General features: G+C 40.4%; 21 protein-coding genes and 1 pseudogene. 11 read left to right on the top strand and 11 right to left on the bottom strand.

Features of this window, described 5'->3' with window-relative positions:
• Positions 1-205: 205 nt before the first annotated feature.
• The 4 genes from A9Y75_RS18725 to A9Y75_RS30235 all read right to left on the bottom strand — a co-directional run bounded on the left by A9Y75_RS18725 (position 206) and on the right by A9Y75_RS30235 (position 3626).
• Positions 206-955, bottom strand: coding sequence for an isoprenyl transferase (locus A9Y75_RS18725; protein WP_071191060.1), 750 nt, complete (start codon positions 953-955; stop codon positions 206-208).
• Positions 952-1875 (bottom strand): diadenylate cyclase CdaA, encoded by a 924-nt coding sequence (cdaA, locus tag A9Y75_RS18720; protein ID WP_071191059.1) that lies wholly within the window; start codon positions 1873-1875, stop codon positions 952-954. The genes A9Y75_RS18725 and cdaA overlap by 4 nt, the downstream gene beginning before the upstream one ends.
• Positions 1876-1964: 89 nt before the next feature.
• Positions 1965-3371, bottom strand: coding sequence for a diaminopimelate decarboxylase (lysA, locus tag A9Y75_RS18715; protein ID WP_071191058.1), 1407 nt, complete (start codon positions 3369-3371; stop codon positions 1965-1967).
• 132 nt (positions 3372-3503) lie between these two features.
• Complete coding sequence (locus tag A9Y75_RS30235; protein ID WP_269086316.1) at positions 3504-3626, bottom strand: hypothetical protein; 123 nt, start codon at positions 3624-3626, stop codon at positions 3504-3506.
• Here A9Y75_RS30235 and rimI point away from each other — a divergent pair.
• Entirely contained in the window at positions 3590-4114 is a 525-nt protein-coding gene (rimI, locus tag A9Y75_RS18710; RefSeq protein WP_071191057.1) for a ribosomal protein S18-alanine N-acetyltransferase, read from the top strand. The genes A9Y75_RS30235 and rimI overlap by 37 nt on opposite strands.
• A 56-nt stretch (positions 4115-4170) precedes the next feature.
• Here rimI and A9Y75_RS30230 read toward each other — a convergent pair whose 3' ends face one another.
• Positions 4171-4299, bottom strand: coding sequence for a hypothetical protein (locus A9Y75_RS30230; protein WP_269086314.1), 129 nt, complete (start codon positions 4297-4299; stop codon positions 4171-4173).
• Between the two features lie 434 nt (positions 4300-4733).
• Between A9Y75_RS30230 and A9Y75_RS18705 the strand changes: the two genes are divergently transcribed.
• The 4 genes from A9Y75_RS18705 to A9Y75_RS18690 all read left to right on the top strand — a co-directional run bounded on the left by A9Y75_RS18705 (position 4734) and on the right by A9Y75_RS18690 (position 8991).
• Complete coding sequence (locus A9Y75_RS18705) at positions 4734-7208, top strand: ATP-dependent Clp protease ATP-binding subunit (protein WP_071191056.1); 2475 nt, start codon at positions 4734-4736, stop codon at positions 7206-7208.
• 166 nt (positions 7209-7374) lie between these two features.
• The gene (locus tag A9Y75_RS29775) at positions 7375-7713 is read left to right on the top strand and encodes a hypothetical protein (RefSeq protein ID WP_236721461.1); all 339 of its coding nucleotides are present in this window, start codon (positions 7375-7377) and stop codon (positions 7711-7713) included.
• Positions 7703-8068, top strand: a complete 366-nt coding sequence (locus tag A9Y75_RS18695) for a type II toxin-antitoxin system PemK/MazF family toxin (protein WP_071191055.1) — start codon at positions 7703-7705, stop codon at positions 8066-8068. Before A9Y75_RS29775 ends, A9Y75_RS18695 begins: the two co-directional genes overlap by 11 nt.
• Before the next feature lie 68 nt (positions 8069-8136).
• Positions 8137-8991, top strand: a complete 855-nt coding sequence (locus tag A9Y75_RS18690; protein WP_071191054.1) for a hypothetical protein — start codon at positions 8137-8139, stop codon at positions 8989-8991.
• Positions 8992-9180: 189 nt separating this feature from the next.
• Here A9Y75_RS18690 and A9Y75_RS18685 read toward each other — a convergent pair whose 3' ends face one another.
• Together A9Y75_RS18685 and A9Y75_RS18680 are read right to left on the bottom strand one after the other, a co-directional pair.
• On the bottom strand, positions 9181-9615 hold the full coding sequence (locus tag A9Y75_RS18685; protein ID WP_071191053.1) for an HNH endonuclease signature motif containing protein: 435 nt from the start codon (positions 9613-9615) through the stop codon (positions 9181-9183).
• A complete protein-coding gene (locus tag A9Y75_RS18680; protein WP_071191229.1) occupies positions 9608-10000 on the bottom strand; it encodes an STAS/SEC14 domain-containing protein in 393 nt (130 codons plus the stop codon). Before A9Y75_RS18680 ends, A9Y75_RS18685 begins: the two co-directional genes overlap by 8 nt.
• 224 nt (positions 10001-10224) lie before the next feature.
• Between A9Y75_RS18680 and A9Y75_RS18675 the strand changes: the two genes are divergently transcribed.
• Positions 10225-10476: a hypothetical protein gene (locus tag A9Y75_RS18675; protein WP_143046452.1), complete on the top strand. Its 252-nt coding sequence runs from the start codon at positions 10225-10227 to the stop codon at positions 10474-10476.
• Between the two features lie 369 nt (positions 10477-10845).
• Complete coding sequence (locus A9Y75_RS18670; RefSeq protein ID WP_071191052.1) at positions 10846-11859, top strand: Gfo/Idh/MocA family oxidoreductase; 1014 nt, start codon at positions 10846-10848, stop codon at positions 11857-11859.
• A gap of 125 nt (positions 11860-11984) precedes the next feature.
• Here A9Y75_RS18670 and A9Y75_RS18665 read toward each other — a convergent pair whose 3' ends face one another.
• Positions 11985-13169, bottom strand: coding sequence for a Gfo/Idh/MocA family oxidoreductase (locus tag A9Y75_RS18665; protein WP_071191051.1), 1185 nt, complete (start codon positions 13167-13169; stop codon positions 11985-11987).
• Positions 13170-13323: 154 nt separating this feature from the next.
• Between A9Y75_RS18665 and A9Y75_RS26755 the strand changes: the two are divergent.
• Positions 13324-13503: pseudogene (locus A9Y75_RS26755) on the top strand (Uma2 family endonuclease); the annotation flags it as partial.
• Positions 13504-13612: 109 nt separating this feature from the next.
• On the opposite strand, the gene A9Y75_RS18660 reads toward A9Y75_RS26755, so the two are convergent.
• Positions 13613-14464 carry an alpha/beta fold hydrolase gene (locus A9Y75_RS18660; RefSeq protein WP_071191050.1) on the bottom strand — a complete coding sequence of 284 codons (852 nt, stop codon included), beginning with the start codon at positions 14462-14464 and terminating at the stop codon, positions 13613-13615.
• Between the two features lie 19 nt (positions 14465-14483).
• Here A9Y75_RS18660 and A9Y75_RS26750 point away from each other — a divergent pair, with 19 nt between their 5' ends.
• A complete protein-coding gene (locus tag A9Y75_RS26750) occupies positions 14484-14846 on the top strand; it encodes a hypothetical protein (RefSeq protein WP_083389664.1) in 363 nt (120 codons plus the stop codon).
• A 143-nt stretch (positions 14847-14989) separates the two neighbouring features.
• On the opposite strand, the gene A9Y75_RS18650 is transcribed toward A9Y75_RS26750, so the two are convergent.
• A complete protein-coding gene (locus tag A9Y75_RS18650) occupies positions 14990-15853 on the bottom strand; it encodes an oxaloacetate decarboxylase (protein WP_071191049.1) in 864 nt (287 codons plus the stop codon).
• Positions 15854-16100: 247 nt separating this feature from the next.
• Between A9Y75_RS18650 and A9Y75_RS18645 the strand changes: the two genes are divergently transcribed.
• Positions 16101-17522 (top strand): aldehyde dehydrogenase family protein, encoded by a 1422-nt coding sequence (locus A9Y75_RS18645; protein WP_071191048.1) that lies wholly within the window; start codon positions 16101-16103, stop codon positions 17520-17522.
• Between the two features lie 82 nt (positions 17523-17604).
• Positions 17605-18060, top strand: a complete 456-nt coding sequence (locus tag A9Y75_RS18640) for a DUF3598 family protein (RefSeq protein ID WP_071191047.1) — start codon at positions 17605-17607, stop codon at positions 18058-18060.
• Between the two features lie 387 nt (positions 18061-18447).
• Here the strand turns inward: A9Y75_RS18640 and A9Y75_RS18635 are convergent, their stop codons facing one another.
• Positions 18448-19203: a hypothetical protein gene (locus A9Y75_RS18635; RefSeq protein WP_071191046.1), complete on the bottom strand. Its 756-nt coding sequence runs from the start codon at positions 19201-19203 to the stop codon at positions 18448-18450.
• Between the last annotated feature and the right edge of the window lie 85 nt (positions 19204-19288).

Raw genomic sequence — 19288 nt, 5'->3', positions numbered from 1 at the left:
TAGTTATTAGAAACTGATATAGCAGATTGCAGATCAATGAGGCTTCGCCGTGAGCGTCAGCCGATAGCTTGCGTGGCGTAGCCATACGGTACATAATCACAATTGAAACCTAGACAGCAAGCCAGTTTTACTCCTGACTCCTGACTCCTGACTCCTGACTCCTGACTCCTGACTCCTGAATTCTGCTGTAACTATCAACTATCAACTAAACCTTCCCAAAACGCCTTTCCCGTTGCTGATAGGCACAGAGAGCTAGGTGAAACTCTTGGCGGTCAAAATCTGGCCAGAGAGCATCAGTAATATAAATTTCTCCATAGGCCATTTGCCAAAGTAAGAAATTTGATAACCGCATTTCTCCACTAGTCCGAATGAGTAAATCAGGATCTGCTACTCCTGCGGTGTATAAATGACTTTCAAAAACCTCTTCAGAAATTTCTTCAGGTTGTAGGAGACCTTGTTGCACCTTGAGTGCGATCGCTCGACAAGCTTGTAAAATCTCCTGCCTACCGCCATAATTTGTGGCTACAGTAAACCGGATACTGCGATTATCCTTAGTTTCTGCCATAGAGCGAGAAATCTCCTCTTGGAGTGCTTTTGGTAAAGCTTGCAAATTCCCCACAAACTGAATCTGCACATTTTCTTCTACCATTTCCCGCAGTTCTTGACGCAAAACTCGCTGGAACAGAGTCATCAAAAACTCTACCTCCTCCTGTGGCCTTTTCCAATTCTCCGTGGAAAAAGCATACACAGTCAGTGCCTTAATTCCCCAATCCTTACAACAGCGGAGCAAATCCTTAATCGCATCTACACCAGCTTTATGACCCATAATCCGGGGTAAACCTTGACGTTTAGCCCATCGACCATTGCCATCCATAATCACCGCAACGTGCTGGGGAAGTAGTTCTTTTTTTAAATCAGAGGGTAAATATTGCAGTTCAGTATGTTGTGTTGTCATTTTTTACTTCGAGAAGCAGTCGATAATAAACCGAGTAATCGTGAACCCAATGCTAGTGTTTTTCCACCAATTTGACGAATTAAACTTAAAAGACCCGGAGCAACTGCTTCCCGATCTACAGTTGGCGAAAATCTAACCTCTAAAGATTCTTTTAGCTTCTTAATCGTCAGTGGCCTGTATAGAGTTCCCCGTTCCGCTAAGGAAATAGAACCCGTTTCTTCTGATACAACCACACAAATGCAATTTTCGACCCGCTCAGTAATTCCCATTGCTGCCCGATGGCGTGTACCCAACTGGCGCGAGGCTGTGCGTCCCGAAAGTGGTAAAATTATACCCGATGCTACAATCCGCGAACCACGAATCAAAGTTGCCCCGTCGTGTAATAAAGTTTTTGGCTGAAAAATTGTCTGTATTAGTTCCTTAGAAACTTCTGCATTTAACTTAACTCCGGGTACAGAAAAATCTCGCTCATCAATTGGTCCGGAAGTTTCCAAAATCAGCAAAGCGCCAATTCGGTTTTTTGACAGTTCTTTGACTGCATCGACAATTTCATCAATTACGCTATCAGATTTGGGAACTGCCAAGCGGTCGGGTTGGAATAACTGCCGAAATTCACCCCGTCCCAGTTGTTCCAAAAATCGGCGAAATTCTGACTGGAGTGCTACCGCCATTGCTACAGCACAACCAATTACCAACTTTTCCAGAACGAAATTGAGTAGAGGTAGCCCTAAAGTGCCACTGAATGCTGAGGCAAGCATCAAGAGTATAAATCCCCGCACCATCCACAGCGTCCGGCGTTCACTAATAATCACTAGGATCATGTATGTCAGCGCCAGCACCAACACAATATCCAGAGTCCCAACTAGCAAGGACTGTGACCATTCTGGGTTTATCAGCCGTTGCTTCCACCAATCTCTCATGACATCTGGATTCTAATAGTCATTAGTCATTAGTCATTAGTCATTAGTCATTGGTTCTTAGCTAATAACTAATGACCAAGGACTACTCACTATTTAAGTCGTTCGGGTAGGCAATCTTGTCGAATTATGTCTTGATAAGTTTCGCGCTGCAAAATTAAATTTGCTTCGCTATTCGCCACTAAAACAGCTGCCGGTCGGGGCAGACGGTTGTAGTTAGATGCCATACTGTAATTGTACGCACCAGTTCCCATAACTACGAGAATGTCGCCTGGTTGAGTTTTTGGTAGTTGGGCATTTTTAATCAGAATATCTCCTGATTCACAATGTTTACCAGCCAATGTGACTGTTTCTGTCAAAGAAGCTGACATTTTATTAGCAACGACTGCCCGATAAACTGATTGGTAGGTAATGGGGCGGGGATTGTCAGACATTCCACCATCAATCGTTACATAAGTACGAATATCAGGAATGACTTTAGCTGAACCAATAGTGTAGGCTGTAACGCAAGCAGTCGCAATTAGCGATCGCCCTGGTTCACATAATAATTTTGGTAAAGGTAGATTTTCCGCCGCACAAGCTTGTTGAACTACTTCACAAATTGCCTTTGACCATTCTTCGATGCTAGGGGGATCATCTGATTCTGTGTACTTAATTCCTAAACCACCACCAACATTTAATTCTGTCAATTCCAAATCATACTTGGCTGCATCCCGCAACCACTGTACCATCACCACACCCAAATCCCGATGGGGCTGACGTTCAAAAATCTGCGAACCAATATGAGCGTGTAATCCCACACAGTTTAAACCAGGTTGTTTGCTGACAAAGGCAAATACCTCATCTAAATCATTGGGATCAAAGCCAAATTTACTATCTAAATGTCCGGTGCGAATATATTCGTGGGTATGGCATTCAATCCCCGGAGTTAACCGCAACATGATACGGATTTTTTGTAGAGACGTTTCATGAAACGTCTCTACAATGTCTACCAAGGTATGTAATTCATGCCAATTGTCAGCAACAATGGTACAACCCGATTCAATGGCTAAAACTAACTCATCACGAGATTTATTATTGCCGTGCAGGTAGATTTTATCTGGACTAACACCCGCATTCAAGGCGGTGTAAAGTTCACCACCAGAGACTACATCTATTCCTAAACCTTCTGAGGCAACGATCGCACAAACAGCTAGACAATTCCATGCCTTGGAAGCGTACAATACTTGAGATTCACCTTTGTAGTATTGTTTGAATGTATCCCGGTATTGTTGGCAAGCTGTCCGCAGAGTTTCTTCATCTAAAATATATAAAGGTGAACCAAACTGCTGAACTAGTGTTGTGACATCACACCCACCGATTTCCAGGGAGTCATGACGATTAACTCTGGCACTTAAGGGTAAGAGTTCTTGATTAGGTGAAAGCGTTGTGTTATTTCGCTTTTGAGGTAAATATTGATTGCCAGAAGGTTGAACCCCGACGGGGTGAGTCGATACCATAAATAATAAAAGTTGTCCTTGTGAAAATTACGGGCGTGACTTATTCTCCCGATTCCCAGTTTACAACTTTGCTGGTAATGGGTAATAGGTGATTGGTAATGGGTGATTGATAAGAGGTAATGGGTAATTAAGTTATTCTTCATTTTCCCCATCTCCCCATCTCCCCACCTCCCCATCTCCCCATCTCCCCTGCCCCCTGCCCCCTGCCTCCTCTAACCGTGATTTTATTAGATTTAAAAATTCAATCCTTGACACTTGAGCATTTGAGTGCATTGCTGGAACTGGATAAAGCTTGTTTTGATGGCTTGTGGACAATGGATGGCTACCGACGGGAGTTGGAAAGCCCTAACAGTCATTTTTTAGGTTTATTTTCCCCGTTTTCTAGCACTGATTTGCTGGCAATGGGCTGTTTTTGGTCAATTTTAGAAGAAGCACACATTACAATTTTGGCGGTTCATCCTCAATATCACCGTCAAGGTTTGGGACAGGTTTTGTTATATTCTTTGCTGAAGACAGCGAGCGATCGCGGTTTGGAGCGAGCAACCCTCGAAGTCCGCGCTTCCAACCAGGCAGCAATCTCGTTATATCAAAAATTTGGCTTTAAAACAGCCGGCAGAAGACCACGTTACTACAAAGATAACGATGAAGATGCCCTGATTCTTTGGCTTTCTGACCTACAACAGCCAAAATTTCTCAAAACTTTAGATGATTGGCAGATCATGGTTAGCAATCGCCTCAGTTAACAAGGGGACTCGGTGATAGGGAGACGCGGTGAGAAAGAGAGATTGTCTTCTGACAGTCAACTCTTTCCCAGTATCCCCGTGTCTTCTTTTCCCATATCTCCGTGTCTCTTTACTCTTGACTTATCGCCGCGTCCCCTGTTCCCTGTTCCCTGTTCCCTGTTCCCTGTTCCCTGTTCCCTTGTCATAACGACAATTTTTAACGCCAACCTACTTATTGATTTTTAATTGTTTTCTCCCTAATGAGAAAAAATGTAATTTCCATGCTATTGAATTCTCATCAGAATTTTAAACTTTATTTAGCCTTTTCATAACCTAGGCTTATTAAAAACAGAAGTTTATTGACAAAAAGGGTCGATATATGATACATAGTTTCCCTTGGGGCTAAATAAACAAAATCTCAACATGAAAGCTTTATATGTTTGTCATTAGTCCCAAAAAGCCTGATAAATTCAACCTCCTCAGTACACTAGCTACACAAAAAGTAATAAAAAGTTAGCAATTAACTCATCACCATGTCTGATGGCGATTGGATGTTCAAAATTTGTATACAAACATCCAAACTTTTAGCCTGTGCTAAAATCAGCATACCGGCACGACCGCAGGTGATGGGAAAAATGCCATGTTTGAACGCTTCACAGAAAAAGCCATTAAGGTAATCATGCTGGCCCAAGAAGAGGCCCGCCGTTTAGGTCACAACTTTGTTGGAACTGAGCAGATCCTCTTGGGTCTGATTGGTGAAGGCACAGGAGTAGCCGCCAAGGTGCTGAAATCGATGGGCGTTAATCTCAAAGATGCCCGAATTGAAGTTGAAAAAATTATAGGTCGAGGATCTGGCTTTGTAGCTGTGGAAATTCCGTTTACGCCACGGGCAAAGCGAGTTCTAGAACTATCCTTGGAAGAAGCACGCCAACTGGGGCATAACTACATAGGCACCGAGCATCTGCTGTTGGGCCTCATCCGCGAAGGGGAAGGTGTAGCAGCCAGGGTGCTAGAAAACCTCGGTGTAGATTTATCTAAGGTGAGAACTCAGGTAATCCGAATGCTGGGAGAAACTGCCGAAGTTTCACCAGGAGGCGGTCCATCTGGTCGCACAAAAACCCCGACTTTGGATGAATTTGGTTCCAATCTGACCCAAATGGCCACGGACAATAAACTTGATCCTGTGGTGGGACGTGCCAAAGAAATTGAGCGCGTGATTCAAATTTTGGGTCGCCGGACTAAAAACAATCCAGTGCTGATTGGTGAACCAGGAGTTGGTAAGACAGCGATCGCTGAAGGTTTAGCGAGCCGCATTGCTAACAAAGATGTCCCCGACATCCTGGAAGATAAGCGTGTTGTCACTCTCGATATTGGTTTGCTGGTAGCAGGAACCAAGTACCGGGGTGAATTTGAAGAACGTCTAAAAAAAATCATGGATGAAATCCGCTCGGCGGGTAATGTCATCCTGGTAATTGACGAGGTTCACACTTTAATTGGTGCAGGTGCGGCTGAAGGCGCAATTGATGCGGCGAATATCCTCAAACCAGCTTTGGCTAGAGGCGAATTGCAGTGTATCGGGGCGACAACTTTAGATGAGTACCGCAAGCACATTGAACGGGATGCAGCGTTGGAAAGACGTTTCCAGCCTGTGATGGTGGGTGAGCCTTCCGTTGATGAAACAATTGAAATTTTATATGGTTTGCGCGAACGCTACGAGCAACACCACAAACTGAAAATCTCCGATGAAGCTTTGGTAGCAGCGGCGAAATTGTCTGATAGATATATCAGCGATCGCTATTTGCCAGATAAAGCCATCGATTTGGTTGATGAAGCGGGTTCTCGCGTGCGTTTAATGAACTCCCAACTGCCACCCGCAGCGAAAGAGTTAGACAAGGAATTGCGGCAAATCTTAAAAGAAAAAGATGATGCAGTGCGTTCTCAGGATTTTGACCGAGCCGGAGAATTGCGCGATCGGGAAATGGAAATTAAAGCGGAAATTCGCGCGATCGCTCAAAGCAAAACCAATGCTACTGGTGGTGACGGTTTAGAACCAGTTGTCACCGAAGAAGACATTGCTCACATTGTCGCTTCCTGGACAGGTGTACCGGTGAACAAACTCACCGAGTCTGAGTCCGAGAAGTTGCTGCACATGGAAGACACCTTGCATCAACGTCTCATCGGTCAAGATGACGCTGTGAAGGCTGTTTCCCGCGCTATTCGTCGCGCTCGTGTTGGTTTGAAAAATCCAAATCGACCGATTGCGAGTTTTGTCTTCTCTGGTCCGACTGGGGTTGGTAAAACTGAATTGGCGAAATCCTTGGCTTCTTACTTCTTCGGTTCTGAAGAAGCAATGATTCGCTTGGATATGTCCGAATACATGGAGCGTCATACCGTCAGTAAATTGATTGGTTCACCTCCTGGTTATGTGGGCTACAACGAAGGTGGTCAGTTAACAGAAGCTGTCCGTCGTCGTCCTTACACTGTGGTGCTGTTTGACGAAATCGAAAAAGCACACCCCGATGTGTTCAATATGCTCTTGCAAATTTTGGAAGATGGTCGTTTAACTGACGCGAAAGGACGCACGGTGGACTTTAAGAACACCTTGCTAATTTTGACTTCCAACATTGGTTCTAAGGTAATTGAAAAAGGTGGTAGCGGTATCGGCTTTGAGTTCTCTGAAGATGCGACTGAGACACAATACAACAGAATTCGCTCTTTGGTGAATGAGGAACTGAAACAATACTTCCGTCCTGAGTTCCTGAACCGGTTAGATGAAATTATCGTCTTCCGTCAATTGAACAAGATTGAAGTTACCCAAATCGCCGAAATCATGCTCAAGGAAGTGTTCGGTCGGTTGACAGATAAGGGCATTGTCTTGGAAGTCACAGACCGCTTCAAGGAGCGCTTGATAACTGAGGGTTACAGCCCCAGCTACGGTGCAAGGCCATTACGTCGGGCAATTATGCGCTTGTTGGAAGATAGTTTGGCGGAAGAAATTCTGTCTGGACGCATCAAAGATGGCGATACTGCTCTTGTTGATGTTGATGAAAATGGCATTGTTCAAGTTAGTTCTCAACAAACACGGGAGTTATCAACTCCTGGTGTTGAGTTGTAGTTAGGATTTTTTAGTTGTTAATTAAACGGTGGGGGATTTCGGTTCTCTACCGTTTTTTTTGTTTTTTATCACGCAGAGGCGCAGAGGCACAGAGAGGAGAAGGAGGTTTTGAGTGTAGGATAAAATGTTAGATAGACACAATAAGTAATAATAGGTGTTCCCAGTTATGATTTTTACTGATGTGGTAGAAGCGATAAAAGGTTTTTCAATTGAAGAAAAGTTACAAATTCAATTGTTATTGCAGCAATATTTAAGAGAAGAACGTCGGGAGGAAATTTATCAAAATTTGCAAAGTGCGAAGCGAGAAAAAGAAAATGGTGAACTCACATTTTCTGCAAATATTGATGAATTAAAGGAACAAAATATCAGCCGTCGTGAATTGATGAAGTTACCTATAGAGGAACGACAAAAGATTTTAGCGGCACAATCTGATTTAATGTTAGAACATTACCAGCAAAATCAAGAATGGCAAGAATTAGAGGCAGGAGACTTAATTGATTACTAATTCTTCTATTCCTAAACGGGGTGATATCTGGCTGACTAATTTTGATCCAACTGTGGGAGCCGAAATTAAAAAAGTAAGACCTGCTATAATTGTCAGTTCTGATGGTGTTGGTAAGTTACCAATTAAATTAATTGCACCAATTACAGATTGGAAGGAATATTATACTGAAAATATTTGGCACGTTAAGATTGAAGCCAATATCAAGAATAGTTTGTCAAAAGATTCTGCTGTAGATATTTTACAATTGCGCGGTGTAGATGTACAAAGATTAGTCCGTAAAATTGGAGAATGTTCGAGTGAAATAATGGAAGAAATCGCTGCGGCTATTGCGGTAGTGGTTGAGTATAATGAATAGAAAGTTGATTTCAAAATCAATAATAACTAGGAATTTTCAATAATTAGAAAAAAATTGGAGAGAAATAAATGACAGCTATTGCTATATGGTTCAATGACGAAAATCCTGATAGCCCTTCTTTATGGGTAGCTGCTGATAGTCGCGTATCAAAACTAACAGATGTTGGACACTCTGGCCATTCTACTCTCATTGATGATGCTGCCAAGGTATTTACACTCCCAGTAATTTGTAAATATCCTGGTGAAAATGGATTATATTCCAGAATTTCTCACTATCAAACTTATGGCTATTGTTTTGCAGGTAACACCTTATTAGGACAAAATTCTTTCTTATCAATAATGCCTTTATTAAGTAACTTAATAGCTAATGAGAAATACATACCTCCAATGAATTGTGTGGCAGAATTTATATATCAATATTTAAGTAGGTCTTTTGATGAATACAAGGTTATTGCTTGTAACAACTCAGCAATTGAGGTAGCTTTATTTGGCTGGTGTCATGCTAATCAAAAATACTATATTTTTCATTATTATCCTTCTCAAAATGAAGAAGGAGAGTATAAGATTAACTGTATAACTCATACTGATTTAACTAGAAAATCATTTATTTACCTTGGTGATGAAAAAGATGATTTAGAAGTAAAAATTAAAGAAGGTTTTAATAAACAGGATATAGCTGATATAGTTTTGTCTAGGACTCCTCAATATGTCATTGAAACGCATATTCAAAATCATAAGTATCCAAGTATTGGTGGAGATTTGCAATTAGGAATTGCTAATCAATACGGTTTTCAACCATATTTAATATGTAAACCAAGAGTTTTTGGAAAACCTGAAGCTTATTTAAGTTACTTGGGTTACGAACTACACCAAGATATAAAAAATGTTGGATATGCACTGGTTGGATTACCTGGAATGATTTAGTAGTGTTTGGTGAACTCGAAGGAAGTGAAACCCAACAAATCCATTTTTAGTGTTGGCTATCGCTATAGTGGGAGGTGCGCTGATAGTGAAGGAATGCGATCGCTCTTAGTTAATGGTGGAGGTAATGCGATCGCTCTTAGTTAGATGATGATGGAGGTGTGCGATCGCTATTAACTGAACTTAACGAAATTATTTCACTTCAACCGGAGGATGTTCACCTATTCCATACAAAACAAGACGCAAATTAACTACACCTTCACGGTTTAGTTGTAGTGTTTCTACCATAGCACGTCCTGTAGGAGTCAAACCAATTACCAAACTAAAATCTTCATTCCAACTAAAATGTTCATTCCATTTTTGTTGACGTGGATGGTAAAGAGAGACAATATTACCACCTACTGGATCTATTCCTTCAGTCTTGTTATACTTATGATTATTACAACCCTGACAAGAAAAAGCCAAATTATCTAAACTTGTTTTTCCTCCTTGACTTTTAGGAATAATATGTTCAATTGAGAAGGGTTGAATAGCAAAACGCGCTTGACTTCGACAATATTCACAACATCCCTTTGCACGTTCAGCTACAGCTTTTTTCTGTTGTGATGTTACTCTTTTTTCAGACATAAACTTGTGTCTGAATACCTAAATTTTCCATCAAAATATTTAGAGAAATCCCCCTTAATTTTGCTAACTCTATCAAATATTCTATCCGTTGTGCTTGCTGTTTTTCTATCATTTCCGTCAAGTGTAGTAACTCTCGATATTCATTATCCGTGAGAGTTTCTGCATCTCTTTTATCTATTAAATTGTTGTAAGATTTCTGAATATCTAAAGGAATACTTTGATTAATTTTCAATAATATCTCGGACTCCTGTTTCTGCAAACTCGGAGCATTTCTTTGTGCTTGTAAAGCGATGACTTGAGAAATAAACTGTTTTAAATCAGCTTGATTCAACTGCTCAACTACTTTGAGCAAGTCTTCTGAAGATAATTGTAGTTCAACTTGCATTTTTGGCATATTTCTATCTTACCAGCTATTTAAGTTGATTGTATCTCGATTATACATAAATTTACGGCTGAATACCCAATTCACAAAATTATTTAGCAAATTGACTTTGACAATAACTAAATACAGCAAATATGAAAGTTAATTTTCGTGTAAACATACAATATTTAAAAGTAACAACCAATTATCAAGTATTATAAACATAATTAAAAACAAAGGATGAAAAAATGCAAGCCTTTCTCCTCAGCAGCGAAGAAGTCGCAAAACGTGCCAAAGAATTATATGACAATGGTATTCGTCAGCAAGTAGAAACAGAAGAAAACATCGGTAAAATGATAATTATTGATATAGAAACAGGTGAATATGCTATTGATAAAACAGATTTGCTAGACCTTTTGGTATTCGTATTGGTTACAAAGTCGCTGCATCTTTCAGTGGTGATATGGAGCGTGATTATCGGTGATAAATGGTATTATTAGTGGTAGAGAATTAATTTTCCCCGACCGTTTTTCATGTATACTAAAAACGGTTAATATCTCGACTTTATTAGGATAACAAAATTCAAAGCGAAAACTTCAATAAAAACTCTGCGTCACTTTGCGTTTACCTCAGCGAACCTCTGCGTTTATAAGTAAAGTTTCCAACCGTTTTTCATGAATGTTAAATGCTGTCTTTGCTTTCCTGTCAAGGTGAATTGTGACTATTTATTTCTCCACAACAGCTAATTTCAAAGGATACAAAAGTTCAGACCCATTTAATTGCCAAATTCTCAACACCAATACAGCAGCTACAGTTAACCACACACAAAAATATAATGGTATGATTTTTTCAGTTTTCGGAGATATTTAATGACTTCGGATATTCAAAACATTAGATGGGGAATTCTCGGTACAGGTCAGATTGCTGAGAATTTTGCCTTGAGTCTGACAGGGCTTGAGGGCGCAGTCAAGCAATCAGTAGCTTCAAGGAATCCCAATAACGCAGTCCGTTTTTCCCAACAATTCGGTTTTGCTAATGCCCATCAAACGCTTCAGGACTTCTTCAATGATCCGGAGATTGATGTAATTTACATTGCTACGCCGACTAGTTTACATCAGGAACACTGCCTCATGGCACTGAACAGCGGAAAAGCTATTCTCTGCGAAAAGCCATTTACTCGCTCATGGGAAGAAGCATACCAGGTAGTGGAGCAATCCCGCTCACGTGGTCTATTCTGCATGGAAGCAATGTGGATGCGGTTTAACCCATTCATTCAGGAATGCAAACAATTAATTCAACAGAAGCACATCGGAGATATCTGTTCGCTGAATGCGGGAATCGGCTACAAAAAGGATTTGGCAAAGTTGGGACAACCAGAAGATGGGCGTGGGGCGATGCTCGTCTTTGGCTGTTATGCGCTTAATCTAGCTTTTTTCTTGTTTGGGGAACCGCAAAATCACCAGTGTCAGGTGATTCGCACAGATGCAGGTGTGGATGTCAATTGTGCAGTCATTCTGGGTTATCCGAACCATACTGTTTCCATCACTGCCACTATCAACGGTACACAGTCCAATGATGTTCACATTGTGGGTACAGATGGGTGCATTCATATCCCATCACCATTTATAGATCCAACCAGTATGCAGGTGATTAGCAACCAAGCTCAGAAAATTGGATTAACAGAGCGAATTGGAAGGAAGTTGGGAAGGATGGCCAAACCTTTAACCGGGTTATTTCCGCAATACACGAATCCCGCCAGGATTGGCCTCATTAGGGAAGCGGAAGAAACTATGCGCTGCCTGCGTTTAGGTTTAACGGAAAGTCCTATAATGCCGCTGAACGAGTCCCTGGCAATTCATCAACTTCTTGACACGATTCAATAGACATCTGGTGAAAATTAAATATGCGTGACCTAAAACCCTTGTAGAGACGTTCCATGGAACGTCTCTACAGTATTTACCGGAGATGTCTAATCATCTAGTTACTAAAAATAACTTCAGTAGGATATTCATATCAAGGGTTGAATCGCGGGAAAAGTGCTGTGAATTTCCTTGTGATAGTTAAACTGCTGCGGATACTGAAGACATTCAATCAACTCAACTATGTGAAGTCCTAACTCAGCAGAAAGTCGGTGAGGTTGGTCATTATGTATTGAATCAAGCATATCTTGAGGTCCGCGAAAGAAATCGACGAATTTTCCAGATCCAGCTGGACGAAATGATTTGCCTTTGACCATCGGATACTTTTGATAGTAGCCCAATTTATCAGTTTTTATCTGCAATTGGTTGGCTACATACTCAACTTTGGACTTGACTCTAGTTAGCAGACGCTCTACAAATTGTTGATTTTCGTAATCATCATCTCTGTGAATTAAAACTGGTTCCTGGTCATTACGCAAATAAGGAACAAAGAGAATTCCATCATCACCTATGACTGTTAGAGATTTATCCCTGGGAGCAACTAATCCAGCTGTGACTCTGGCAACAACCCCGTCGTTGTACTCGATACAACCAACGGAAAAATCAGGTGCCATTTGATCAACCTGAATTCCCTTATCCGGTATTTGACAGGAAGAGAATGCTGTGACTTTCTTCGCTGGACCAAAAAAAGCGGCTAACCAGGTGAGAAAGTATCCTGCGTGTTCATAGGTACAACCGACTTCAAACTCATCTTTTGCAGGCCAACAAGCCCCTGATTGGGTTTGCCATGACCAGGGTTGCATCTTGGGAGCAATCATTCCATCATCGAAATTGGCATACACTAATCGCACTTTGCCAATAGCACCATCTCTGATAGCTTTCCAAACAGTTTGTGCTGTGTCACTTAACACATTACAGGGAGCGCAACCGAGGCGGACATTTTTTTCTTTCGCCATACTAATTAGGAGACGAGCCTCGTTAAGATCCATTCCCAAAGGCTTTTCTGTATAAACGTGTTTATTGGCATTAATTGCAGCAGCAGACACAGAGAAATGGCTTCTGGGATTAGTTAGATTGAGGATCATTTCAACTGACGAATCCTCCAGAACTGCTTCCAAAGTCGGATAAGCATTGAGTGAGAAATACCGACAAAACTCATCGCGTCGATTGGGATTCTGGTCAAATGCTCCCTGCACAATAAAGTCAGGATGAGATTTGATGTTATTTAGATAGAAATCAGCAACGTAACCACATCCAATGATGGCAATTTTCATCTGTTTCTGAATAATTTGTTAACTAACCTTTCACAACAGTTTAACAAGCTTAATCTGCTTTTTGAATTTTGAATTCACTGTTGTACTAAGTAGATTGGCGGAAATAACTATCTAGTCAAAAAGTGGGAAAAGCTGATAAAACTTAGTTTTTTATTATAATGGAGACTTAAGAATCTGGATTCCTGATTTTAATCATGGAACTTATGCAGATGTTCTGGTGATTAATGGTGAACCGGAATTTAACGGCAATCGTACTGATGAAATTCTCAATCCTTTACTGATTATTGAAGTTCTTTCTCCTTCTACGGAAGGTTATGATAGGGGGGAGAAATTTTTGATAAAATCTCAGTTCTCTCTATTCTTCATTTCATAAGCATTCTGACTCCTGACTCCTGACTCCTGAATTCTTACGTTTTTTATCTCCTGCTTTCTGCCTACTTGCACTAGTTAGACTCAGAACGACGTACAAAAGGTAACAGGTCTTGTAAAATCACTTCATGATAATGTTCTTGAGGATAATGTCCAACATTATTAAGTTTGATTATTTCACCATTTGGGACAGATTTCACAAAGGTTTCGGCAATATCCACCGACAACCAAGGGTCAATCATTCCCCATTGTACTAAAATGGGTTGTTGCCATTCTTTAAACCCAGATTCTATTTCAATCATCGCTTGTTCAAGCTGCAAATTACGAATTGTGGACAGCAAACCACGACCAGATGAAGAAGTTTTCAAATAGGGTTTACGATAAACATCTAAATCTTTATCTTCAATACGATAACGACTACCACCTTCTAAAGTTCTATCAACTAATAAAGGGTCTTGAGTCATCATTTCTCCTGCTAAAGGTAAACCCATTTGTTTGATTTTCCAAGGTAATTTAGCAGCAGTGGAAATGGGTGTATTTAAAATAGCTATGTTGGCAATTTTTTCGGGATGACGCAAGGCATATTGTAAGCCCACAGAACCTAAAAATCCTTGTACAACTAAGGAAAAACGTTCTAATTCTACAGCTTTCACAAATCCTTCTAAAGCTGTAATAAATGCGTCGGGAGTATAAGCAAAATCCTGTTTTTCAGGTTTAGCAGAAAATCCGTAACCAATCCAATCTGGTGCGATCGCTCTTGTACCTTGTGCTGCCAAAGCTGGTAGAATGTTTCTCCAGCTATAACTTTGGGAAACTATACCGTGTAAGCACAATACTGGTAATAAGTCACTTCTACCAATTGATTCTGCTTCTCGATAAAACCATTCTAGGGAATCTACTGTAATCCGATGTTCTGTAATTGACACTTTATTTTCCTATTTGGGAATGCAACAGCCTCATATAAAAGGCGTAATTTTGAAGAAGGAGTCAGGAGTCAGGAGTCAGGAGTCAGGAGTCAGGAGTCAGGAGTCAGGAGTCAGGAGTCAGGAGTCAGGAGTCAGGAGTCAGGAGTCAGGAGTCAGGAGTCAGGAGTCAGGAGTCAGGAGTCAGGAGTCAGGAGTCAGGAGTCAGGAGTCAGGAGTCAGGAGTCAGGAGTCAGGAGTCAGGAGTCAGGAGTCAGGAGTCAGGAGTCAGGAGTCAGGAGTCAGGAGTCAGGAGTCAGGAGTCAGGAGTCAGGAGTCAGGAGTCAGGAGTCAGGAGTCAGGAGTCAGGAGTCAGGAGTCAGGGTTTTCCCAATCACCTAAGTAGCTTGGCACAATTAAATATAAAACCTCTCTCCAAACCTCTCCCCTACAAGGGGAGAGGCTTTGACTCCCCCTTCCCTGGTAGGGAAGGGGGTTGGGGGTTAGGTTTATATTATATTTTTTAACGCCCAATCACCTATTATCAACTCATTCTTGATACTGCTTTTCAATTTGCAGATATTTGGGAACATCCATGAGTTCTTGAAAATTTCTAAAATTCATCAAACCAGGAAAATTAGCTGTGTTTTCCTGTTCTTTCAGGTGACGGAAACAACTACTCATGACTTCAGTTACAGCCATGAGTGCAGTTAGGGGGAAAAAGACAATTTTAAAACCTAATTTTTGTAATTCATCTACGGAAATTTCGGGTGTTTTCCCACCTTCTACAATATTAGCTACCAACGGCACATCAGGGAAAGCTGCGGCTATGGTTTGTAATTCTCCCACAGATTGGGGTGCTTCCACAAACAAGACATCTGCGCCGGCATTGATGTATGATTGTCCACGAGCGATCGCTTCCTCTAAGCCTAAAGGTGCGCGTGCATCTGTTCTCGCAATAATTACCAACCCACTATCACCCCTTGCTTCCACCGCAGCACGAATTTTTCCCGCGTGTTCTGTCATGGGAATTACTCGCTTACCCTCAAAATGACCACACTTTTTTGGCCATTCTTGATCTTCCAAAATTACCCCAGCTAACCCCAACTGTACCGCATCCTTCACAGTTCGCATCACATTTAAAGCGTTACCATAGCCCGTATCACAATCAGCAATTAACGGTATATTAATTGACTGAGCAATTCGCCCTACACTATACAGCATTTCTGTAGCAGTCAGAAACCCGTAATCAGGTAAACCCAGCGTAGAAGCCGCAATCCCAAAACCGCTGGTAGCAGCAACATCAAATCCTGCTTTCTCTACCAACTTTGCACTCAAACAGTCATAAACACCGGGAATAACGATAATTTCAGGACGTGCGAGTAATTCCCGTAGTTTTTGACAATAAGACATACAAGCAATAATAAATGTATTATTTTGAGAATACCGTAAATAGTGTATTGACTTTTTTTTTAATTGGAGCGTTCGCGCAGCGTCTCGTAGAGAAGCGACTTGACGTTTTATCAGAGTTGTCTATTACCCCCCCTAATACTATGCTTGAGGGAGAAATAAATCACAAACACTTTATCCAAAATAATTAACTATTGAATACCTAGCTAAATTAGAGATAATTTGACTAATTACCAATGACTAATTACCAATGACAAAACCTATAGAAATCCGCAACCCTCGCACCGGGAAATTTGATTACGTCATTATCCCACCACCTCCCAAGCTACTATCCCAGCAGTGTCACCGTCTTCGCAGAGGACAAATTCATTGGCACGAATTGGGTATTGATGGCAGAATTGAAGCTTTACAACAGTGGAAGCAAGCTATATTATCTGGACGTAAACAGCTAACAGATGCATTGGTAAATGATACAGGCAGATTATCAACATCAGAATTAGAGATTAACTCTTTTATTTCTAATATTGATAGATGGTGTAATTTAGCCCCCCAGTTATTACAAGAAAATGCCAAAAATACATCTATTTCATTTATAGCCTTACAACAAACTGCCGTTCCTTATTCATTAGTAGGCATAATTAGTCCTTGGAACTTTCCCCTTTTGCTGTCTACAATTGAAACAATTCCTGCTCTACTAGCAGGTTGTGCTGTCATAGTCAAACCCAGCGAAATTACTCCTCGTTTTGTAGCACCATTAATAACTGCACTTAATACTGTTCCTCAATTACGCGATGTGTTAAATTTTGTTGAAGGAGCGGGACAAATAGGAGCAGCTTTAATTGAAGAGGTAGATTTAATCTGTTTTACAGGCAGCGTTGAAACTGGTCGTGTAGTTGCAGAAGCCGCAGCTAGAAATTTTATTCCTGCGTTCTTAGAATTAGGAGGAAAAGACCCAGCTATTGTTTTAGAATCAGCTAATTTAGATTTAGCAACTTCAGCAATTTTATGGAGTTCTGTTATTAACACCGGACAGTCTTGTTCATCAATAGAAAGGATTTATGTAGCTGAATCTATCTTTGAAGAATTTTATCATCAATTGGTAGTTAAAGCTTCTCGCTTACAATTAGCATATCCAAAATTAGAAAATGGTGAAATTGGTCCAATCATTTCTGAAAACCAAGCCGCAATTATTAACGAACATCTACAAGATGCAATATCCAAAGGAGCAGTAATTCACTGTGGTGGTAAAGTGGAAGAATTAGGTGGTGGTTGGTGGTGTCGTCCCACAGTTATGACTGAGGTGAATCATTCCATGAAAATCATGACTGAAGAAACATTTAGTCCGATTATGCCAGTGATGTCTTTTTCTACAGTAGAAGAAGCAATAGATTTAGCAAATGATTCTATTTATGGATTGAGTGCATCTGTATTTTCTGAATCAGAAGAATTAGCCTTAGCAGTTGCTAGACAAATAGATGTCGGTGCTATTAGTATTAATGATGCAGGTTTAACAGCTATGATGCCCGAAGGAGAGAAAAACGCCTTTAAATTTTCTGGTTTAGGAGCTTCGTACATGGGTGCAGCAAAGTTTAAAAAATTCATGCGAAAAAAAGCCTTTTTGATTAAAACCAACACCAATAAAGACCCTTGGTGGTTTAATGATGGAGAATAGGAACAATTAAAAATTAAGAATTAAAAATTAAAAAACTTCTCCCTGTAGCCTTTTCTCAATGACCAATGACTAATGACTAATTATGTTTAATATTCGTTTAGAAATGCCTGTTTTAGCTCGTCATGAAGGTGAATGGGTGGGAACTTATACCCTAGTTGATACAACAGGAAAAATCCTTGACAGTCATCAATCTCATTTAAGTTGTCAGTTTCCTGAAAATAGCGAGTATTCTTACTATCAAATCAATCGTTATACCTGGGAAAATGGTAAAAAAGAAGAACATCAATTTCCAGGGACATATCAAGATAAAAAACTCTGGTTTGACACCGAACGTATTCAAGGTAGAGCCTGGGAAGTTGATGATTCAACCGTTATTTTGTGGTTCGGTTATAAACAATTTCCAGCAGATATGTATTTATATGAAATGATTCAAATTAGTCCAGATAATAACTATCGCGCTCGCACTTGGCACTGGTTTAAAAATGACCAAATTTACCAACGCACTTTTATTCAAGAAGAAAGAGTGAAGTCAATATAAATTTTCTCAGTCTTATTGACTAGGACTTATACAGAGTAAAATCAAAAAAGTTGCTAAAAAAAAAGACGGAATCATGATGTTTCCGTCGTAGGGTTGGTTTTTAATTTAACCTGAGCAAAAGTTATGGAAGTTTTACAGTCTTTAAACGTCAATTCTGTTTCCAGCGAAACATTACATTTACTCACCTTGTTAAGGGGAGTTTGAGAAATTTAGCCCCCGATTTATGGGTGTGTTGGGGGCTAATACCAATTCTGTGTAAAATTGCGCTAAATAAATGCCGTAGAGACGAGAATCCCTACTCATGTAACGTCTCTACATCCGGCAATAAAGCGCATCCTCATAAAGAAATGGTATAAAACCTAAACCCACGAGTATTGTTTTCTATCTTTACGCCTGAAACTTTTTTACCGCCATCTTTTTTTTCAGTTTATTCATACCGTAAAACATCCCACCAAATACTAGCAAACTCATATTTGTGGAAAATCCAAAGGGAACAGGGGTGGAGGAAATGTTAATGTTGTTGAAACCTGCTGCGGAACTGTTAGTACTGAGATTTTCATTTAAAGAGATTTGTATTCGGTAATTTCCAGCTGTTCCAAGTGGAGTGACAGTTGCTATTTCGTTAATTCCAGAACCATAACCAGGGATAGTGTCATTCGGATCAGTAGTTCTCTGAAAAAATGTTCTACTAGTCGGACCAATGATTCTTATAAGGAAGCTATCAGCATCATTGGTGACTCCTGTGGCGTTACCATTAAATGCCCAATTAAAGGTCATTGTAATTGGTTGAGCAGCATCAGCAGCAGAAACGGCAAAAATATTACTTCTGGCGTCACTATTATTATTTACTAAGGAGTCATTAGGTATGTTTGCGTTGGTAGTATTCGCACCTATGAGTAGAAAATTGCTTGTAAATACATTACCGAATCCGTTCGGTGAAGCTTGTGTGTTAATTACTGTACTCGGAGATGCATTGTTTTTAACAACACCAGTAACTTGGCTAAAATTTGTAGTAGAAAATGATATATTCAGTGCTTGAGCAGATTGGGCTGACAGAGTGATACCGGCAGCAGTCATAACTCCAGATAGAGTTATTGCCGTATTAGCAAACTTTTGAAAAGCGGATTTAATCTTGTACTTCATTCGTTGTTATCCTCGTTGATTGGAGATACAAATTGATTTCTTAATGTAAAGAAAACAATCACTTGATATAACTAAGTAGGTTGGC

It is taken from the genome of Trichormus sp. NMC-1 (assembly GCF_001858025.1).
Taxonomy (GTDB): domain Bacteria; phylum Cyanobacteriota; class Cyanobacteriia; order Cyanobacteriales; family Nostocaceae; genus Anabaena.
Note: the sequence above shows the minus strand (reverse complement) of the source record. Positions and strands in the feature narration are given on the sequence as shown.